A 16,410-nucleotide genomic window follows, 5' to 3' on the forward strand; every position below is an offset into this window, starting at 1 on the left:
CGACATCAGGATTGCTCCGGGGCCGGTGGCTGGACATGCTCCTTCACCGGCCACGCCGCAAACACGGCCTTGAGAAGGGTCGCCAGCGGGATAGCGAAAAAGACCCCCCACAGCCCCCAGATCCCGCCAAAGAACAACACCGCAACGATAATGGCAACCGGATGCAGGTTGTTCACTTCGGAAAATAGAACAGGCACCAGCACGTTGCCGTCGAGCGCCTGGATAATGCCGTAGACCACCATGACCCAGATAAAGTGGCTGCCCCAACCAAAGGCAAACAGCCCAATCATGGCGACGGGTATCGTCACAACAGCCGCGCCGATGTAGGGAATGACGACACTCAGGCCAACCAGCAGTGACAGCAGCGCCGCATAGGGCATGCCCAGGAGCTTGAACGCCACGTAGGTGGCGCCCCCAACAATGAGGATCTCGACCGCCTTTCCGCGAACGTAATTGGCGCACTGGAGATTCACCTCGTGCCAGATTTTCAACATCATCGGACGTTGCGAAGGAAGCAGTCGCCCAATGGAATCGAGCAGCACCTCCCGGTCTTTCAAAAAGAAGAAAACCAGAATGGGCACCAGCACCACGTAGATCAGAAGCGCCACCAGATCGGGAATGCTCGATAGCGAGAAGGACACCAACCATTGCGTCATGTGTGCGACTTCCGTCGAAACCTGCTGGTAAAGGGTATTAACAGCATCTGCGGAAATCAGCTGCGGGTATTCCTCGGGCAGCAATTCAAGGTAAGACTGCATCTCACGGATAATTCGGGGCGTTTCACCCGCCAGGTTACTGACCTGAGTCCAGAGAAGAGGCAGCAGACCGAAAATAACCCCGACAAGGACCCCAAGGAACAGCAAAAACACGCTGATGATGGCGACCATTTCCGGTACGCCAAGTTTGACGAGTTTGGTCACAAGCCCCTGGAGGATAAAGGCAATGATCAGAGACGCGATGGCCGGCGCCAACATGGCACCAAACCAGATAACCAGTACGGTTCCGATCACCAGGATCAGAAAAAGGATGACCGCCTCTTCGTCTGAAAAATACTTGTGCGCGAGCCCGCGTAATATACTGATCATCAATGACTCCGAATGGTTAGCCGCCGCACTTTATCACAAACCGAAATTGGCCATCGGCCTCAGATGAACTCATCAACTGGTGACTGGAAAGTTCGATAAATGCAGGAATATCCCGGGCGGATCCGGAATCCGTCGCAATAACCTCGAGCTCCTCTCCCGCAGACATTGCGTTCAGTTCCAGCTTGGTTTTCAGCAGAGGCATCGGGCAGCGAAGGCCGGAGGCGTCAAGAGTACGATCTACCATAAAATTGAAGCACCACTACAAACCGGTAAGGCGAATGAACAGGCACGCATTATGCCGACAGTGATAATGTATTGCATCACAATAGATTTTAATCGAATTTTAAGAACTTTTTATCGTAAGCTGTTGTCACACTGGCACCTGGAACGAAAGGCACCCTGCGTTACATGATTTGCTTCCAACACCGTTTAGCCCGATTGTCCCGCAGCGCCAGGGCGGGCGCCCTCGCGGCGTGTTTGTGCGCCGCCTTTTCGCTCGTTCACGCCCAGGAAACCGAGTTGCCAAATATCGGCGGCAATGGCGGCGGCCTGATTTCCGGGCAACAGGAATCGGAAATCGGACAACAGGTCATGATTTCGATCCGCCGGTCGGCGCCGAGAATCACGGATCCACTGGTCTACGACTATCTGACGGCAATCATCTACCGACTGGTACCCTCTGCCCCACTCCAGGACCGGAACCTTACCCTGGCACTGATCGACAGCCCCGAGATCAACGCCTTCGCCGTTCCGGGCGGAATTGTCGGGGTCAATGGCGGGTTGTTCCTTAATGCTGCCACCGAACAGCAGTTCTCATCGGTGCTGGCTCACGAGCTTGCCCACTTGAGCCAGCGGCACTTTGCACGCAGGCTGGAGCAACAGGAAACCAGTGCTCCATTGACCATGGCCGGCATGCTCGCCGGCATCATCCTGTCGGCCGTCACCCAGTCTGACCTTGGTATTGCAGCCATTGCGGGCACTCAGGCGCTGGCAGTCCAGAACATGCTCGCTTATAGCAGAGCCCACGAACAGGAAGCAGACCGAGTCGGCCTGGATATCCTGGCAAGCGCCGGCATGGACCCCCGTGGGATGCCCGAGATGTTCGAGATCATGATGCGGCAGAACCGGCTCCAGGGTAACCAGGTTCCCGAATACTTATCCACGCACCCGCTTACCCAAAGCCGGGTAGCGGACACCCGGAACCGTGCCGAGCAGTATCCGGACCGAAACATCAGGGACGGCCAGGAATATCACCTGATCCGCAACCGTTTGCAGGTGCATTATGCGGCGTCGGCGGACGTGGCCGTTGAAACATTCGAGGCGTATCTCAATGGCGATAAGGCGCAGAGGCATGACGCAATTCGATACGGACTTGCCGTTGCCTACCAGAAGAACAATCAGCCCGACAAAGCCCTGAACGTTCTCAGGGACCTTCTGGACCGAGCCCCCGGACGAATCACCTTTCAGGTCACACTGGCTGACGTACTGATCGACCAGAAACGGATTCAGGAGGCCAGAGACATTCTCCGAGAGGCCCTGGCCAGGAACCCTGGCAATTACCCCATCACGTTCAAACTGGCTGAAGCGGAAATTGCCGACGGCAATGGCGCCGCTGCCGCAGAGTATCTGAAACAACTGACCCGGCAACTTCCCGCCCAGGAACATCTCTGGCTTCGGTTGGCCGAAGCGGAAGGCATGGCGCGCAACATCGTTGGGGTGCATCGGGCCCGCGCGGAATACGACGCGCTGATGGGAGATCTCGAGTCCGCCCAGCGCCAGCTTCGACAGGCCCAGGAAAAGCTGCCGGCGGGATCACCCCAACGTCAGGTTGTCACCGAAAGGCTGGCCGAGATAACCAGCCGCCTGAACGCCAGACGAAACAGCTGACGCTCCGACCGCTCAGGCGTTGCCGGCAGCTTTCAGATTCATGTTGGCCGTGAAGTCCAGCATTCGACGCAGAGGCTTGAGGGCACGCTCACGCAAGGCGTCATCAACCTCGACCTCCTGATCACCGTGCTCCAGGACATGAAGCAGGTTCTCCAGCCCGTTCATCGCCATCCAGGGACAATGGGCACAGCTACGACAGGTAGCACCATTCCCTGCGGTCGGCGCTTCCAGCAACGTTTTGTTGGGCGCGAGCTGCTGCATCTTGTAGAAGATACCGTTGTCCGTAGCCACGATAAACGTCTCATTGGGCAGCGTCTGAACCGCATGAATCAACTGAGACGTTGAGCCCACCACATCCGCCATCTCCACCACGGCATCGGGAGATTCCGGATGAACCAGCACAGCCGCCTCCGGGTAGAGCGCCTTCAGATCTTCCAGACCACGGTACTTGAATTCCTCGTGGACAATACACGACCCGTCCCACAAAAGCATGTCGGCGCCCGTGGTCTTCTGGACATAGTGGCCCAGGTGCTTATCAGGCGCCCAAAGGATCTTTTCGCCACGGGCGTCCAGGTCTTCAACAATGGCCTGAGCACAACTGGAGGTTACTACCCAGTCAGCCCTCGCCTTAACGGCTGCCGACGTATTCGCGTAGACAACAACGGTACGGTCGGGGTGCTGGTCACAGAACTCGGCGAACTCATCCGCCGGACAGCCCACATCCAGGGAACAGGTTGCCTCCAGGGTTGGCATCAACACCCGTTTCTCAGGATTGAGAATCTTGGCGGTTTCGCCCATGAAGCGCACACCAGCCACGACAACGGTCGACGCCGGATGCTGGTTTCCAAACCGCGCCATTTCCAGTGAATCCGCCACGCAACCACCGGTTTCCTCTGCCAGGCGCTGAAGATCAGGATCCGTGTAATAATGAGCTACCAGCACCGCGTCCTTGGCTTTGAGCACGGCCTTGATGCGGCTTTCCAGATCGGCCTTCTCGTCAGCGCTCAGCGGTTTGGGTTCCGCGGCGTGGGCGAGGTGTTCCTGAACAAGAATACGATCTTCAGCTCGTGTCATTACTGCATCTCTGTGTTGCGTGGTCTTTGGGGATTATATCACTTCAACCCTGGCTTTCGTGATTCCGAAACAAGGCTGCAACAGAACCCTGGGCGGGATTTCCGTGCCCTCTCCTGACTAGGTAATAACGTATACGCAAAAAAAAAGAGCCCGGAGGCTCTTTTTTCGCAAAACCCGTGCGGGGTTTTCGCTATTTGGTGGGTCGTGAAGGATTCGAACCTTCGACCAATTGGTTAAAAGCCAACTGCTCTACCAACTGAGCTAACGACCCGTAACTGCGGATCAGCACGTAAACACTGACCCCATCCCGACGTGACTCAGCACACGCCGGAATTCGAATTTGGTGGGTCGTGAAGGATTCGAACCTTCGACCAATTGGTTAAAAGCCAACTGCTCTACCAACTGAGCTAACGACCCAAACGAGGCGCATATAGTAATGATTTTTTGGCGTTGATCAACCCTTTTTCTCAGGTTTCTCAACATTTCTCCCGAAGCAACCGATCCGTTGGTTCAGGAGCCCAGATACTTCTGCGCCAGATTGGCGGCACTGCTATTTGGGTAGTCCCTGACAACCGTTTCCATCCGCCGCCTGGCCTCCTGTTTCTCGCCAAGCCGATCAAGAGTGACTCCCAACTTGTAGACAGCATCCGGGGCTTTCCGATGGTCAGGATACCGTGTTGCGACAATCGTGAAGGCCTGCTTGGCCTGCTCCAACTGAGGCTTCACGAGGTAGACCTCTCCCAGCCAGTAGTAAGCGTTAACGGTCAGATCCCCTTCCGGGTACTGATCGATGAACTCGTAAAGCTGGCTGATTGCCTCGTCATAGTTCTTCTGGTTCCGAATCAGGTCCTGGATCGCCTCGTACTGCTTGCGCTCCTCAGCATCAGGCTGACGATACTCCTTGGTGGCTGTAGCAGCGCCGCCAGCGGCCCCGGCCACCCCTGCACCAGCCCCAGGCGAGCTCGCGGGCTGCTCAGCAATCTTCTCGGACAGGTCCAGTATGCGCTGATCAAGATCGATATAACGATCCCGGCCCTGCTCTTTCAGGCGATCGATCTCATATTTTTGCTCCTCTACCTGTCCTTGCAGGCGACGAACTTCGCCCTGGAGTTGCTGGATCATGTAGAAAAGCTCAGCGGTGGCCTGACTGCTATTCGCCTTGCGCTGGGCTTCCGAACTGCTGTTCTGAAAAGCCTGCGTAGTTGACTGCGCCAGCGCCACTCCCGCCTGCCCGAAGGCAAACGGGAGAACCACTGCCGCCATGAGTAATTTTCTCATGGGCATTCCTGACATCTGATGTGTTTACTCGAACACGAGCTCCACACGACGGTTCTGGGCCCAGGCACTTTCAGTCGAACCCATAACCGCCGGCTTCTCTTCACCGTAGCTCACGGTTTCCATTTGACCACGTGAGGCACCGTTTACAACCAGAAAACGCTGGATGGCGTTGGCACGACGCTCACCCAATGCCAGGTTGTATTCTTTGGTTCCACGCTCGTCGGCGTGGCCCTCAAGACGCACCTGCTGACCCGGATTGTTAGCCAGGAACTGGGCGTGGGCAACCAGAACATCACGAGCTTCAGGCTTGATCTCAGCAGTGTCGAAATCGAAGTAGAAGGTTGTGATATCACGCAGCGCTTCCTGCTCAGCCTGCTGCTGGGCGGCCATACGCTCTTCTTCGGTCATCGCCGAGGAAGAAATGCCGTCCTGGTCGCCGCCGCCGTAGACAGTGGAACCACCGTCCTGATCAATCGCATCGACGTCAGAACCGTAGGCACCCTCGTCTACTGTTTCGCCAGTGGAGCTACAACCGGCAAAGAGACCGGCAGACAGCAGAACGGCAAAAAACTTGGATTGGGCTGACAACTTCATAAAACGTTCCTTTTAGTTGATTGACTTGTTTAACGAATCATTTTACGGGCAACAAAGGGCCCCGTTACCGCACCAGCGGCCCCCAGGCCGGCTCGCGCACATCGCCTTCCGACGCCGGCAGGCTGTAGGCAGCACCGCCATCGACAGAAATAACGGTGAGCACGCTGTCTGAACCCTGCTTGGTGGCATAGATCAGCATTCGACCGTTCGGGGACACACTTGGGGATTCATCGGATTCTGTTCGGGTGAGGATGGTCTCCTCACCGGTATCAAGATTGGTTCGGGCGATATGAAACGCGCTGTTCCGCTGATGCACGTAGTAGACAAAGTCTCCAGTGTTATCCGGTCTGGGCCGCGCGTTGTAGCGGCTGCCAAAGGTAATACGACGGGGCGCCGCCCGCTCACTTTCCTTGTGGTAGATCTGCGGCCCACCGGATCGGTCCGACGTGAAGAACAGGCCGTCGCCGGTGTGATCCCAGCTCGGCTCCGTATCAATAGCCCAGTGATTGGTTATCTTGGTTAACTGACGACTCGCCAGATTCATTCGGTAGATTTCGGCATTTCCGTCTTTCGACAGGGTCATCAGTAACGATCTGCCGTCCCTGGACCAGGCCGGCGCGGAATTCAGACCCGGAAAATCCGCAACCGCAGTTCGGTTTCCGGTCGCCAGCTCATGGACGAAAATCACCGGCTTGCCCGTCTCAAACGAGACATACGCTAGCTTCTTCCCATCGGGGGACCAGGCCGGCGAAAGAATTGGCTCCTGACTCTCCAAGCGGACCCTGGCCCGCTTTCCGTCCACGTCACTAACCTGTAACCGGTACCGAGGCTTGCCGTTGAAGGTATCGAGCGTCACGTAGGCCAGCTTGGTGGAGAACGCCCCGGGCACACCGGTAATGGCCTCGTAAACCTTGTCGCTCACGTGGTGGGCAAGCGACCGCATATTCGATGCTGGCGCAGCTGCGGTTTCCCCCAGCAGTCGCTCCTCCGTATTGACATCAAACAGCTCGTATCGCGCCGAAACCCGATCTCCCTGCCTGGTCAGGCTACCCACGAGGACGTAACGCTGCCCAAGCAGTCGCCAATCCCGAAAGAACACCTCTTCCCGCTTGGACGGAAGACTCAGCATTTTCTCGGCCGGCAATGGGCGAAACTCACCGCTCATGGCAAGGTCGCTGTGTACAATGTCTCCGACCTTGTCTCCCGGAGGCACCGCCCCACTCTCCGAAAACGGCACAACGGCAATCGGAATTGCGGCGTCAGCACCCTCGGTAATCCGGATCAACAATTCGGCATTCGCCGTGTTCACCGTCAGAAAAACCAGGGCGATCACTGAAAAAAGCTTTCGTAACGGCATAGTCCAAACCCGCTGTGTCATGTGTCATCCATTCCTTATTTCAACCGGCGAGGGTTGAACTCGATGGTAAACTGACGGAAATACCGCTCGAACGTGTCGCGCTCATCCGGGATCGGGTATCGATTAAGCGATCGCACAGCGCTGAGCGCAGAGTTATCGAACGCGGTATTGCCACTACTACCCACCAGTTTAACGCCCGCCAGTTCACCCGTGGGCAGCAGGGTGATCTGCAGCCGGGCTGTCATTTCTTCAGTCGCCGACGAGGGCGGGTACCAGGCCTGACTGAGGCGCTCACGGATCAACGCCTGATACTTTTCACTTTCTGTCAGCATCTGCGCTTCGCGGGCCTTTGCAGCCGCCGCCTGCGCCCGCTCTCGCGCTTCGGCTGCCTTCGCCTGCTCAGCCTCTTGAGCCAATGCCTCGAGTTGCTGCTCTTTCAAGCGGCGCTCGGCCTCGAGCCGCTTACGCTCAGCCTCTTTGCGGGCCTCCTCCTCACGTTTCTTACGCTCGGCCTCTTCCCGTTTTCGCTGTTCTTCCTGGCGACGCTTCTCTTCCTCCGCCTTACGCTGGGCCTCTTCCTTTCGCCGCTTTTCCTCTTCGGCTTTTCTGCGTTCGCGTTCCCGGGCTTCGGCTTCTGCCTTCTGGCGGGCGGCTTCCTCCGCTTTGGCGGCCTCTTCCTTCTTCCGCTGCTCTGCCAGTTGGCGCTTGCGTTCCTCTTCCCTGGCCTGGCGTTCCGCCTCCTCGCGTGCCTTCTGTTCCGCCTGACGCCGGGCTTCCTCTTCTTTACGCTCCTGTTCGGCCTGGCGCTTCTGCTCTTCCCGGAGCCTCTCTTCCTCACGATCAGGCTGATCATCCGGTTCCACTATTGGACTGGGTTCTGGCTGTTGCTGGGTAATCAACCTCGCCGAGATACTCCGGGGCGGTGGTTCATGGTCCGGGCTGGACCAAGTCCAGCCTGCCAGTGCAACACCGATAATCACAAGGTGCAGGGTGATCGACAATGCAACCGGAGATTTCCAGGGTGGTACGCCCGTGCTGGTTACTTCGCGCTCGTGACCTATCACAACAAACCTGCCCGCACTGGTATCACTTGTCGTCCAGTGGCGCTTCGGTGATCAAGCCTATGCTGCCTGCCCCGGCACCCTGCAATTCGGCCATCAGACGAACCACTGTTCCATATTCCACGTGCTCATCCCCCCGCACCAGGATCTCGCTGTTGGCACGCTGCGACAGAATTTTTGAAACCTGCTCACGCACCTCTCCCAGGGACATGGGATCGCTGCCACGGTCGCCAACTTCAACGTAATAGGCGCCGTTGGAATCCACAGACACCACGATCGACTCCACGTTCTTGTCAGCCTGAATAGGATCCGCCGTTGTTTCCGGCAGATCCACCTTCACCCCCTGGGTCAGCATGGGCGCAGTGACCATGAATATCACCAACAGCACCAACATCACGTCGATGTAGGGCACGACGTTGATTTCCGACATTGGCTTGCGCCGGTGCTGAGGCATCATACCCATGCCCTTCATTGCGCTACCCTCCAACCTTTATAAAAAACGTGCATTTACGCAGCACTCTTTTCGCTGTTGTGAACACGGCGATGCAGGATGCTGGAGAATTCATCGGCGAAGGTTTCGTAGTTCTTGAGCAGAGCATCCGCCATGGCCGAGAATCGGTTGTAGGCAATGACCGCGGGGATAGCCGCAAAAAGGCCCATGGCCGTAGCAATCAGGGCCTCCGAGATGCCCGGTGCCACCGTCGCCAGGGTAGCCTGTTGCACCTGAGCCAGGCCACGGAATGAATTCATGATGCCCCACACGGTGCCAAACAGGCCGACATAGGGGCTGGTCGAGCCCACAGTTGCCAGGAACGGCAGGTGCGTTTCCAGGCGCTCCTGTTCCCGCGAAAAAGCCACACGCATGGCCCGCTGGGTCCCTTCCATGACAGCATCCGCGTCCCGGCTTTGCTGGCGCAGGCGGGAGAACTCCTTGAAGCCTGCCCTGAACACGGATTCCATACCCGAAAACGGCGTCGGCTCGGCGTTGACCTCGCGGTAGAGCTGGCCAAGGTCCATACCGGACCAGAACCGCTCTTCGAACGCCAACTGAGACTGCCTGGCCTTCCGGAACACCTGAAGACGCTGAAAGATCAGCGCCCAGGACACGATGGATGCCAGGGCAAGGAGCAACATGACAAGTTGCACCAGCACACCGGCGTTGGACACGAGATACCAGACTGAAACTTCTGATTCCACCTTTTGCTCCTGGCTTATTCGGTTGTCTGAACGTTGCTTTGCAACAACGCCTGCATATTCTCGGGTAATCGGCGCGGGCGACCACTGTCCAGCGCCACGCACGCCACTCGGACGTCGGCTTCACACAAAAGTGTTCGGTCCTCAGCCCGATAGACCCGTTGTTTGAATTCCATCCACACACGCCCGTAGGCCGACGGCTCTGCGGTCACCAGCAAGCGGTCGTCCAGGCGGGCCGGCACTGAATAATGGATACCCATCCGCTGGACAACGTAGCTGATGTTCTCGGCTAACCCGGCGCGCAGTCCAACCCCGCAGCTTCGAACCCACTCGGTCCGGGCCCTCTCCATGTAGTGGAGGTACTTGGCATGAAACACAATGCCACCCGCATCCGTGTCCTCAATATAGACTCGGAGCGGCAGCTCAAAAACAGAGGGGTCCTGAGGGTCAGCCAAAAAGATCATCCTCCCGCCCGGATTTCGGCGGCACCACGCCAAAATGCTGGTAGGCATTGGAGGTAACCATGCGACCACGAGGGGTTCGAACCATATACCCCTGTTGAATCAGGAAGGGTTCCAACACATCCTCGATGGTGCCTCGCTCCTCGCTGATTGCCGCTGCGAGACTCTCGACCCCAACCGGACCACCGTCAAATTTCTCGATCATCGCGAGCAACAGGCGACGGTCCATGTGATCAAACCCCTGACTGTCCACTTTCAGCATGTTCAGCGCCTGATCGGCAATGTCCGAGCTGATGTGACCGTCGGAGCGAACCTCGGCGAAATCGCGAACGCGACGCAGCAAGCGATTCGCGATACGTGGCGTCCCTCGGGAACGCCTGGCGATTTCAAACGCGCCCGCTTCGTCGATATCCACGGAGGACAGACGGGCCGACCGGATGATAATGCTGGTCAAATCCTCTGTGTTGTAGAACTCCAGGCGCTGGACAATCCCAAACCGATCTCGCAACGGCGAGGTCAGCAGGCCCGCCCGTGTCGTGGCACCCACCAGGGTGAAAGGCGGCAGATCCAGTTTGATGGAGCGCGCGGCCGGGCCCTCTCCAATCATGATATCCAGCTGGTAATCTTCCATTGCCGGATAGAGCACTTCTTCGACAGCGGCGCTTAGACGGTGAATTTCATCAATAAAGAGGACGTCGCCCTCTTCCAGATTGGTTAGCATGGCGGCGAGATCACCCGCCTTTTCCAGAACGGGCCCCGACGTTGTCTTTATCGACACGCCCATCTCGTTAGCGATGATATTAGCCAGCGTGGTCTTGCCGAGACCGGGCGGCCCGAAAATCAGAACGTGGTCAAGCGCTTCCTGACGTCCACGGGCAGCGGAAATGAAGATGTCCATCTGCTCACGAACCGCGGGCTGACCGACGTACTCCGTGAGCAAGGTGGGACGAATCGCCCGATCCTGCACCTCTTCATATTCACCGGCCCGGGCTGAGATCAGTCGGTCGGATTCGATCATGGCGTCATCCGTTTGTTAGGAATCAACATCGTGCCTTAGCGCTTGCGTCGCAGTTAAATCGTTGCCCCAATTGTACAAACCGCCAAAGGGGTGTCACGTTACGCTCTCTACAGGTTTGGCGCTATCCTGGCGACAGATTGATCAGTGGCCATCACGCCGGGATCATATTGCGCAATGCGAGCCTTATCAGCGCTTCACTCGACATTCCGGCTTCGGCGACCTTGCTGATCGCCTTGGCAGCCTCCTGAGGCTTGTATCCGAGGGCAATGAGCGCGGCCTCCGCTTCGTCTCTGGGATCCTGACCGCGCTCTGACACGTCTTGCCCTGCCATGGCCGTTCCTGTCGCTTCTCGCGACGCTGGCACGAATTGTCCTTCAAGTTGCCCGATCCGATCGGTCATTTCAATAAGCAGACGTTCCGCGGTCTTTTTTCCGACGCCCGGCAGTTTGACGAGCGCATTGGCGTCACGCGCCTCCACACAGCGGATAAACTGCTCGGCATCCAGGCCCGAGAGGATGCCTACAGCCAGCTTGGGGCCCACGCCACTAACCTTGATCAGGAGCCGGAACAGGTCCCTGTCAAGGCGTGATGCGAACCCATAAAGGCTCTGGGCATCTTCCCGAACGGCAAAATGGGTATGTAGGGTAACTTCCTGACCGGTTTCGGGAAGATGAAAAAAAGTGGTGTAGGGAATATCAACTTCGTAGCCCAGCCCGGCGCACTCGACCAATGCCTGACCCGGTGCTTTTTCAACCAGTATTCCTCGGATACGACCTAGCAAAGGAACTCTCCTGTCGCTCCTGAGAGCGGGTTATTTTTGTCGCACGCGCCCGCTGCGGACCTTGCCTCCCGCGCCAGCTACCCTCAAAACACTTTGGCTCATGTGGGCGTGACACAACGCGATGGCAAGCGCATCGGCGGCATCCGCCTGGGGTTTGCGGGGAAGGGCCAGCAGCGCCTGTACCATATGCTGCACCTGAGACTTGTCTGCCCCACCCTTGCCGACCACGGCCTGCTTGACCTGGCGCGCGGAGTACTCGTGAACCGCCAATCCGCTGTTGGCGGCACTGACAATGGCAGCGCCACGCGCCTGGCCCAGCTTGAGCGCAGAATCCGGGTTGCGGGCCATAAATACCTGTTCAATGGCAAACTCTTGCGGGCGGAACTCGCCGATGAGCGTGGCAAGGCTGTGAAAAATCGTCTGCAGGCGCTCCGCCATCGGCTTTTCGCCGACCCGAATGCAACCGCTATCAATATACTCGATATTGCGGCCCTCAGCCCGGATAATCCCGAAGCCGGTGATCCTCGACCCGGGGTCTACACCCAGAATGATCGCCAAATCGATACCCCTGTCGCTTCAGAGCGATTCCATGATGTCGCCGGCAATGTCGGCGTTGTGATACACGTTCTGGACATCATCCAGATCTTCCAGCATATCGATCAGTTTGAGAATGGTTTCTGCGCCGTCTCGATCCAGCTCAACCCGGGTTGCGGGAATCATGGTCACTTCCGCATTGTCTGGTGTGAGCCCGGCGCTTACCAGCGATTCCTTGACGTCGAGAAACTGCTCGGGCGTGGTGACGATCTCGAAGGAGCCGTCATCCTGTTCTGCGAGATCTTCAGCACCGGCGTTCAGGGCAGCCTCCATCAGCTTGTCCTCGGACACATCCGGGCTGTAGCTGATGATACCCTGTTTGCTGAAAAGATAGGCCACCGAACCGTCGGTACCGAGATTGCCCCCCATCTTGCTGAAGGCGTGCCGGATTTCCGCCACCGTGCGGTTCTTGTTGTCGGTCATTGCTTCCACGAAAATGGCCACACCGCCCGGACCATAGCCCTCGTAGGTGAGCTCTTCGTAGTTACTGTCATCACCACCTCCAGCACCCCGCTCGACGGCACGCTCGATGGTGTCCTTCTTCATGTTCGCCGTGAGCGCCTTGTCGATAACCGAGCGCAGGCGTGGATTATCTTCAGGATTTTCGCCGCCCTGTCGGGCGGCAACGGTCAGCTCACGGATGATTTTGGTGAAGATTTTGCCCCGCTTGGCATCCTGCGCTGCCTTACGGTGTTTGATGTTGGCCCACTTGCTATGACCAGCCATAAAACCACTCCAGCCATCTCCGGAGTGTGCGCCACTCTCAGCACACCTCCGGTGTTGAGAATTTACTCGCTTGCTGTGTCCTCGCTTCCTGCCTTATTGCCTTCTACCGCCTTGGCGGACTTTCTCCGACGAATGTGAAGTTCACGCAACTGCTGGTCATCGACTTCACCCGGGGCCTGGGTCATCAGGCAGGTCGCGCTCTGGGTTTTCGGGAAGGCAATGACATCCCGAATGGAGGAAGCGCCGGTCATCAACATGACCAGACGGTCCAAACCAAAGGCCAGGCCACCGTGTGGCGGACAGCCGAACTTGAGTGCATCCAGCAGGAAACCGAATTTGGCACGCGCCTCATCTTCTTCGATGCCCAGAATTCGGAATACGGCTTCCTGCATCTTTTCATCGTGGATACGGATAGAGCCGCCACCCAGCTCGGTTCCGTTCAACACCATGTCGTAGGCGCGTGACAGTGCGTTTGCCGGATTCGCTGCGAGCTCATCGGCACTGCAGGACGGCGCTGTAAACGGGTGGTGAATCGCTGTCAGGCCTCCGTCAGGAGTCTCCTCGAACATCGGGAAGTCGACAACCCACAGCGGCGCCCACTCTTTGGTCAGCATATTAAGGTCATGGCCGACTTTGATGCGCAGCGCACCCAGCGCCTCGTTAACCACAGTTGTCTTGTCCGCGCCAAAGAAGACAATGTCTCCGTCTTCGGCACCAACACGCTCCATGATGGCCTGAGCCACGTCATCACCCAGGAACTTGATGATTGGCGATTGAAGCCCCTCTACGCCCTTGGACAGGTCGTTGACCTTGATGTACGCCAGCCCCTTGGCTCCATAGATACCAACGAACTTGGTGTAATCGTCAATCTGCTTACGGGTCAGATCACCACCTTTCGGCACCCGAAGCGCTGCCACCCGGCCTTTCGGGTCCTTGGCCGGACCGGCAAAGACCTTGAAATCCACGCTCTCGACCAGATCCGCCACATCAATCAGTTCCAGCGGGATCCGGAGGTCGGGTTTGTCGCTGCCATAGCGCTGCATGGCCTCGGAATGCGGCATGCGCGGGAAGCTGGGCAGTTCAACGTCGAGCACATCTTTGAACAGGGAGCGGATCATGTCCTCGTTCAACCCCATCAGGGTTTCCTCGTCGATGAACGAGGCCTCGATGTCTACCTGGGTGAATTCCGGCTGACGATCGGCCCGGAGGTCCTCATCCCGGAAACACTTGGCGATCTGGTAATACCGGTCGACGCCGGACACCATCAACAGCTGCTTGAACAGCTGAGGTGACTGAGGCAAAGCGAAGAAGGAACCTTCGTGGGTACGGCTCGGAACCAGGTAGTCGCGGGCACCTTCCGGCGTGGCGCGAGTCAGGATCGGCGTTTCCACGTCCATGAACCCGTTGCCGTCCAGATAGTTCCGGATGTAGCTGGTCACGCGAGAACGGAACCGAAGGCGATTGATCATCTCGGGGCGGCGCAGATCCACGAAACGGTAGCGCAGGCGCACGTCCTCGCCCACATCCACGTGTTCGTCCAGCGGGAACGGCGGTGTGGCGGCCGCGTTCAGGATGTCCAGTTTTTTGCCAAGGAGCTCGACCTGGCCCGTTGGCATATTGCTGTTCTCGGTGCCTGCAGGACGACGACGGACCCGGCCAGTCACCCGGATCACGAATTCGCTGCGAACTTTCTCGGCCAGGGCAAAGCTTTCGGGGGTGTCTGGATCGACAACCACCTGGGAGATACCATCCCGATCCCGCAGATCAAGGAAAATGACACCACCGTGATCACGGCGACGATGTACCCATCCGCAAAGTGTGACTTCCTGATCGATGTGGGATTCGTTGATCCCACCGCAATAATGACTGCGCATACCGGTTCCCGTTGTATCTGATGTGTGCTTAATGTCTGGCAAGCAAGCGGGCGTGGTGGCTCACGTTGCTTAAAAAATTGGGCCGCAAAAAAGACGTGGCGACCATACTGGAAAAGCCGCCCATTATAAACACAATGTCGCTGAAAATCAGGCGTCATTCTCGGCATTACCCGTGCCCGGATGACTCGCCGTCGACAGACCGCTAGAATGCGACCTTCACGCAGTAAATGGAGCCTCACCGTGTCGTCCAGAGCCGAGCAGAAACTTCGTACCCGTCGCGCACTGATGGATGCTGCCCTTGCCCAATTGAGCGCCGACCGAGGCTTTGGCAGCCTGAGCCTCCGTGAAGTTGCCCGCGAGGCCGGAATAGCCCCTACCTCGTTCTACCGGCACTTCTCAGAACTCGACGAACTCGGCCTCGCCCTGGTCGACGAAGGCGGTGTGGCCCTGCGACAGCTGATGCGTCAGGCGCGGAAGCGAATCGCCCGGGACGGCAGCGCCATATCCACATCGGTGGAAACGTTCATGGAGTATCTCGGTAACAACGCCAATCTCTTCCGGCTGATGCTCCGGGAGCGTACCGGGGTATCCAAGCCCTTTCGGACCGCCATCAAAGCGGAAATTGACCACTTTGTGACGGAACTGGCCGACGATCTTCACCGCGTCGCCGAAGAGCAGAGCAAACCGCTATCGGATTCCCGCCTGGTGGCGGAGGCCATGGTCACCCTGGTTTTCAATCAGGGCGCCGAAGCACTGGATGCGACACACAAGGAACGGGATGAACTGAAGGTGAAGCTCAAGACCGAGTTAAGAATGATCCTCGTTGGATCTCAAACGCTGGCGCGCAGAAAAGCCCCACAAAAAACCTGAGGTCTGTGGAACCTTTTTGGGAATGGTCACGTGGACGGGAATGGAAGACGATACACCTTCCATTGTTGAGTCGTTACCTTTCCAGGTAGCTTTGCGCCCGCCACCTTGGCGGGCTTTTTTTTAACCGCCTATTTCAATGAAGCCAAAATCGGGGAAAGCTGTTCCCTGACAGTCTCCAGCTCCTCGTTGCTGTATGGCACCGGAGGTCGCACGCCCCATACCGGGCCCGGCCAGGCAGGGTCGCCCTCGAAACGTACAATGTGATGCAGATGAAGCTGGGGCACCATATTGCCAAGTGCGGCAACGTTCATCTTGTCACCCGAAAACAGCGTCATCATGCCGCGACTCAGGGTTGAAGACTCATGCATCAGCCGTTGCTGCTGCACATCACTTAGCTCAAAAATCTCCCGGATCTCACTGACAGCCGGCACGAGTAGCAGCCAGGGCCAGGTACGATCGTTCATCAGGCGGATTTCGCACAGCTGACTGAATCCCAGACCGATGGTATCCGCTGCCAATCGTTGATGAAGCTGAAAGTCTGGCGCCTTGCTCATAA

The 16,410-nt window shown here is 57.6% G+C and carries 18 protein-coding genes and 2 tRNA genes; 2 read left to right on the forward strand and 18 right to left on the reverse strand.

The annotated features are described in order from the left end of the window. Positions 1-5 precede the first annotated feature (5 nt). Complete coding sequence (locus tag KXD86_RS03180) at positions 6-1,085, reverse strand: AI-2E family transporter (protein WP_218634636.1); 1,080 nt, start codon at positions 1,083-1,085, stop codon at positions 6-8. 16 nt (positions 1,086-1,101) lie between these two features. Continuing rightward, positions 1,102-1,329 (reverse strand): sulfurtransferase TusA family protein, encoded by a 228-nt coding sequence (locus tag KXD86_RS03185; RefSeq protein ID WP_218634637.1) that lies wholly within the window; start codon positions 1,327-1,329, stop codon positions 1,102-1,104. Positions 1,330-1,493: 164 nt separating this feature from the next. On the opposite strand from KXD86_RS03185, the gene KXD86_RS03190 reads away from it, so the two are divergent. Then, on the forward strand, positions 1,494-2,972 hold the full coding sequence (locus KXD86_RS03190) for a M48 family metalloprotease (protein WP_218634638.1): 1,479 nt from the start codon (positions 1,494-1,496) through the stop codon (positions 2,970-2,972). Positions 2,973-2,984: 12 nt separating this feature from the next. Here KXD86_RS03190 and nadA read toward each other — a convergent pair whose 3' ends face one another. From nadA to aspS, 15 genes are all read right to left on the reverse strand, one after another. Beyond that, complete coding sequence (gene nadA / locus KXD86_RS03195) at positions 2,985-4,046, reverse strand: quinolinate synthase NadA (protein ID WP_218634639.1); 1,062 nt, start codon at positions 4,044-4,046, stop codon at positions 2,985-2,987. Positions 4,047-4,241: 195 nt separating this feature from the next. Further along, positions 4,242-4,317: transfer RNA gene (locus tag KXD86_RS03200), tRNA-Lys, on the reverse strand. Positions 4,318-4,387: 70 nt separating this feature from the next. Then, positions 4,388-4,463, reverse strand: a tRNA-Lys gene (locus KXD86_RS03205). 93 nt (positions 4,464-4,556) lie between these two features. After that, complete coding sequence (gene ybgF, locus KXD86_RS03210; protein WP_218634640.1) at positions 4,557-5,324, reverse strand: tol-pal system protein YbgF; 768 nt, start codon at positions 5,322-5,324, stop codon at positions 4,557-4,559. 24 nt (positions 5,325-5,348) lie between these two features. Further along, positions 5,349-5,918 carry a peptidoglycan-associated lipoprotein Pal gene (gene pal / locus KXD86_RS03215; RefSeq protein WP_218634641.1) on the reverse strand — a complete coding sequence of 190 codons (570 nt, stop codon included), beginning with the start codon at positions 5,916-5,918 and terminating at the stop codon, positions 5,349-5,351. A gap of 64 nt (positions 5,919-5,982) precedes the next feature. After that, positions 5,983-7,296 (reverse strand): Tol-Pal system beta propeller repeat protein TolB, encoded by a 1,314-nt coding sequence (gene tolB, locus KXD86_RS03220; RefSeq protein WP_218634642.1) that lies wholly within the window; start codon positions 7,294-7,296, stop codon positions 5,983-5,985. A 14-nt stretch (positions 7,297-7,310) separates the two neighbouring features. After that, a complete protein-coding gene (tolA, locus tag KXD86_RS03225; RefSeq protein ID WP_312846247.1) occupies positions 7,311-8,339 on the reverse strand; it encodes a cell envelope integrity protein TolA in 1,029 nt (342 codons plus the stop codon). A 22-nt stretch (positions 8,340-8,361) separates the two neighbouring features. Then, entirely contained in the window at positions 8,362-8,808 is a 447-nt protein-coding gene (gene tolR, locus KXD86_RS03230) for a protein TolR (RefSeq protein ID WP_218634643.1), read from the reverse strand. Positions 8,809-8,843: 35 nt separating this feature from the next. Continuing rightward, positions 8,844-9,533, reverse strand: coding sequence for a protein TolQ (gene tolQ / locus KXD86_RS03235; protein WP_218634644.1), 690 nt, complete (start codon positions 9,531-9,533; stop codon positions 8,844-8,846). A 14-nt stretch (positions 9,534-9,547) separates the two neighbouring features. After that, entirely contained in the window at positions 9,548-9,985 is a 438-nt protein-coding gene (gene ybgC, locus KXD86_RS03240) for a tol-pal system-associated acyl-CoA thioesterase (RefSeq protein WP_228739309.1), read from the reverse strand. Then, complete coding sequence (ruvB, locus tag KXD86_RS03245; protein ID WP_218634646.1) at positions 9,978-11,009, reverse strand: Holliday junction branch migration DNA helicase RuvB; 1,032 nt, start codon at positions 11,007-11,009, stop codon at positions 9,978-9,980. Before ruvB ends, ybgC begins: the two co-directional genes overlap by 8 nt. A gap of 151 nt (positions 11,010-11,160) precedes the next feature. Further along, positions 11,161-11,790: a Holliday junction branch migration protein RuvA gene (gene ruvA / locus KXD86_RS03250; RefSeq protein ID WP_218634647.1), complete on the reverse strand. Its 630-nt coding sequence runs from the start codon at positions 11,788-11,790 to the stop codon at positions 11,161-11,163. 30 nt (positions 11,791-11,820) lie between these two features. Further along, positions 11,821-12,348, reverse strand: a complete 528-nt coding sequence (gene ruvC, locus KXD86_RS03255; RefSeq protein WP_218634648.1) for a crossover junction endodeoxyribonuclease RuvC — start codon at positions 12,346-12,348, stop codon at positions 11,821-11,823. Between the two features lie 18 nt (positions 12,349-12,366). Further along, positions 12,367-13,110 carry a YebC/PmpR family DNA-binding transcriptional regulator gene (locus tag KXD86_RS03260; protein WP_218634649.1) on the reverse strand — a complete coding sequence of 248 codons (744 nt, stop codon included), beginning with the start codon at positions 13,108-13,110 and terminating at the stop codon, positions 12,367-12,369. A 62-nt stretch (positions 13,111-13,172) separates the two neighbouring features. Beyond that, positions 13,173-14,984, reverse strand: coding sequence for an aspartate--tRNA ligase (gene aspS, locus KXD86_RS03265; RefSeq protein WP_218634650.1), 1,812 nt, complete (start codon positions 14,982-14,984; stop codon positions 13,173-13,175). 240 nt (positions 14,985-15,224) lie between these two features. On the opposite strand from aspS, the gene fabR reads away from it, so the two are divergent. After that, positions 15,225-15,854, forward strand: a complete 630-nt coding sequence (fabR, locus tag KXD86_RS03270; protein ID WP_218634651.1) for an HTH-type transcriptional repressor FabR — start codon at positions 15,225-15,227, stop codon at positions 15,852-15,854. 128 nt (positions 15,855-15,982) lie between these two features. Here fabR and KXD86_RS03275 read toward each other — a convergent pair whose 3' ends face one another. Beyond that, positions 15,983-16,408, reverse strand: coding sequence for an HIT domain-containing protein (locus KXD86_RS03275; protein ID WP_218634652.1), 426 nt, complete (start codon positions 16,406-16,408; stop codon positions 15,983-15,985). Between the last annotated feature and the right edge of the window lie 2 nt (positions 16,409-16,410).

The sequence above is a fragment of the Marinobacter arenosus genome (assembly GCF_019264345.1).
Lineage (GTDB): Bacteria > Pseudomonadota > Gammaproteobacteria > Pseudomonadales > Oleiphilaceae > Marinobacter > Marinobacter arenosus.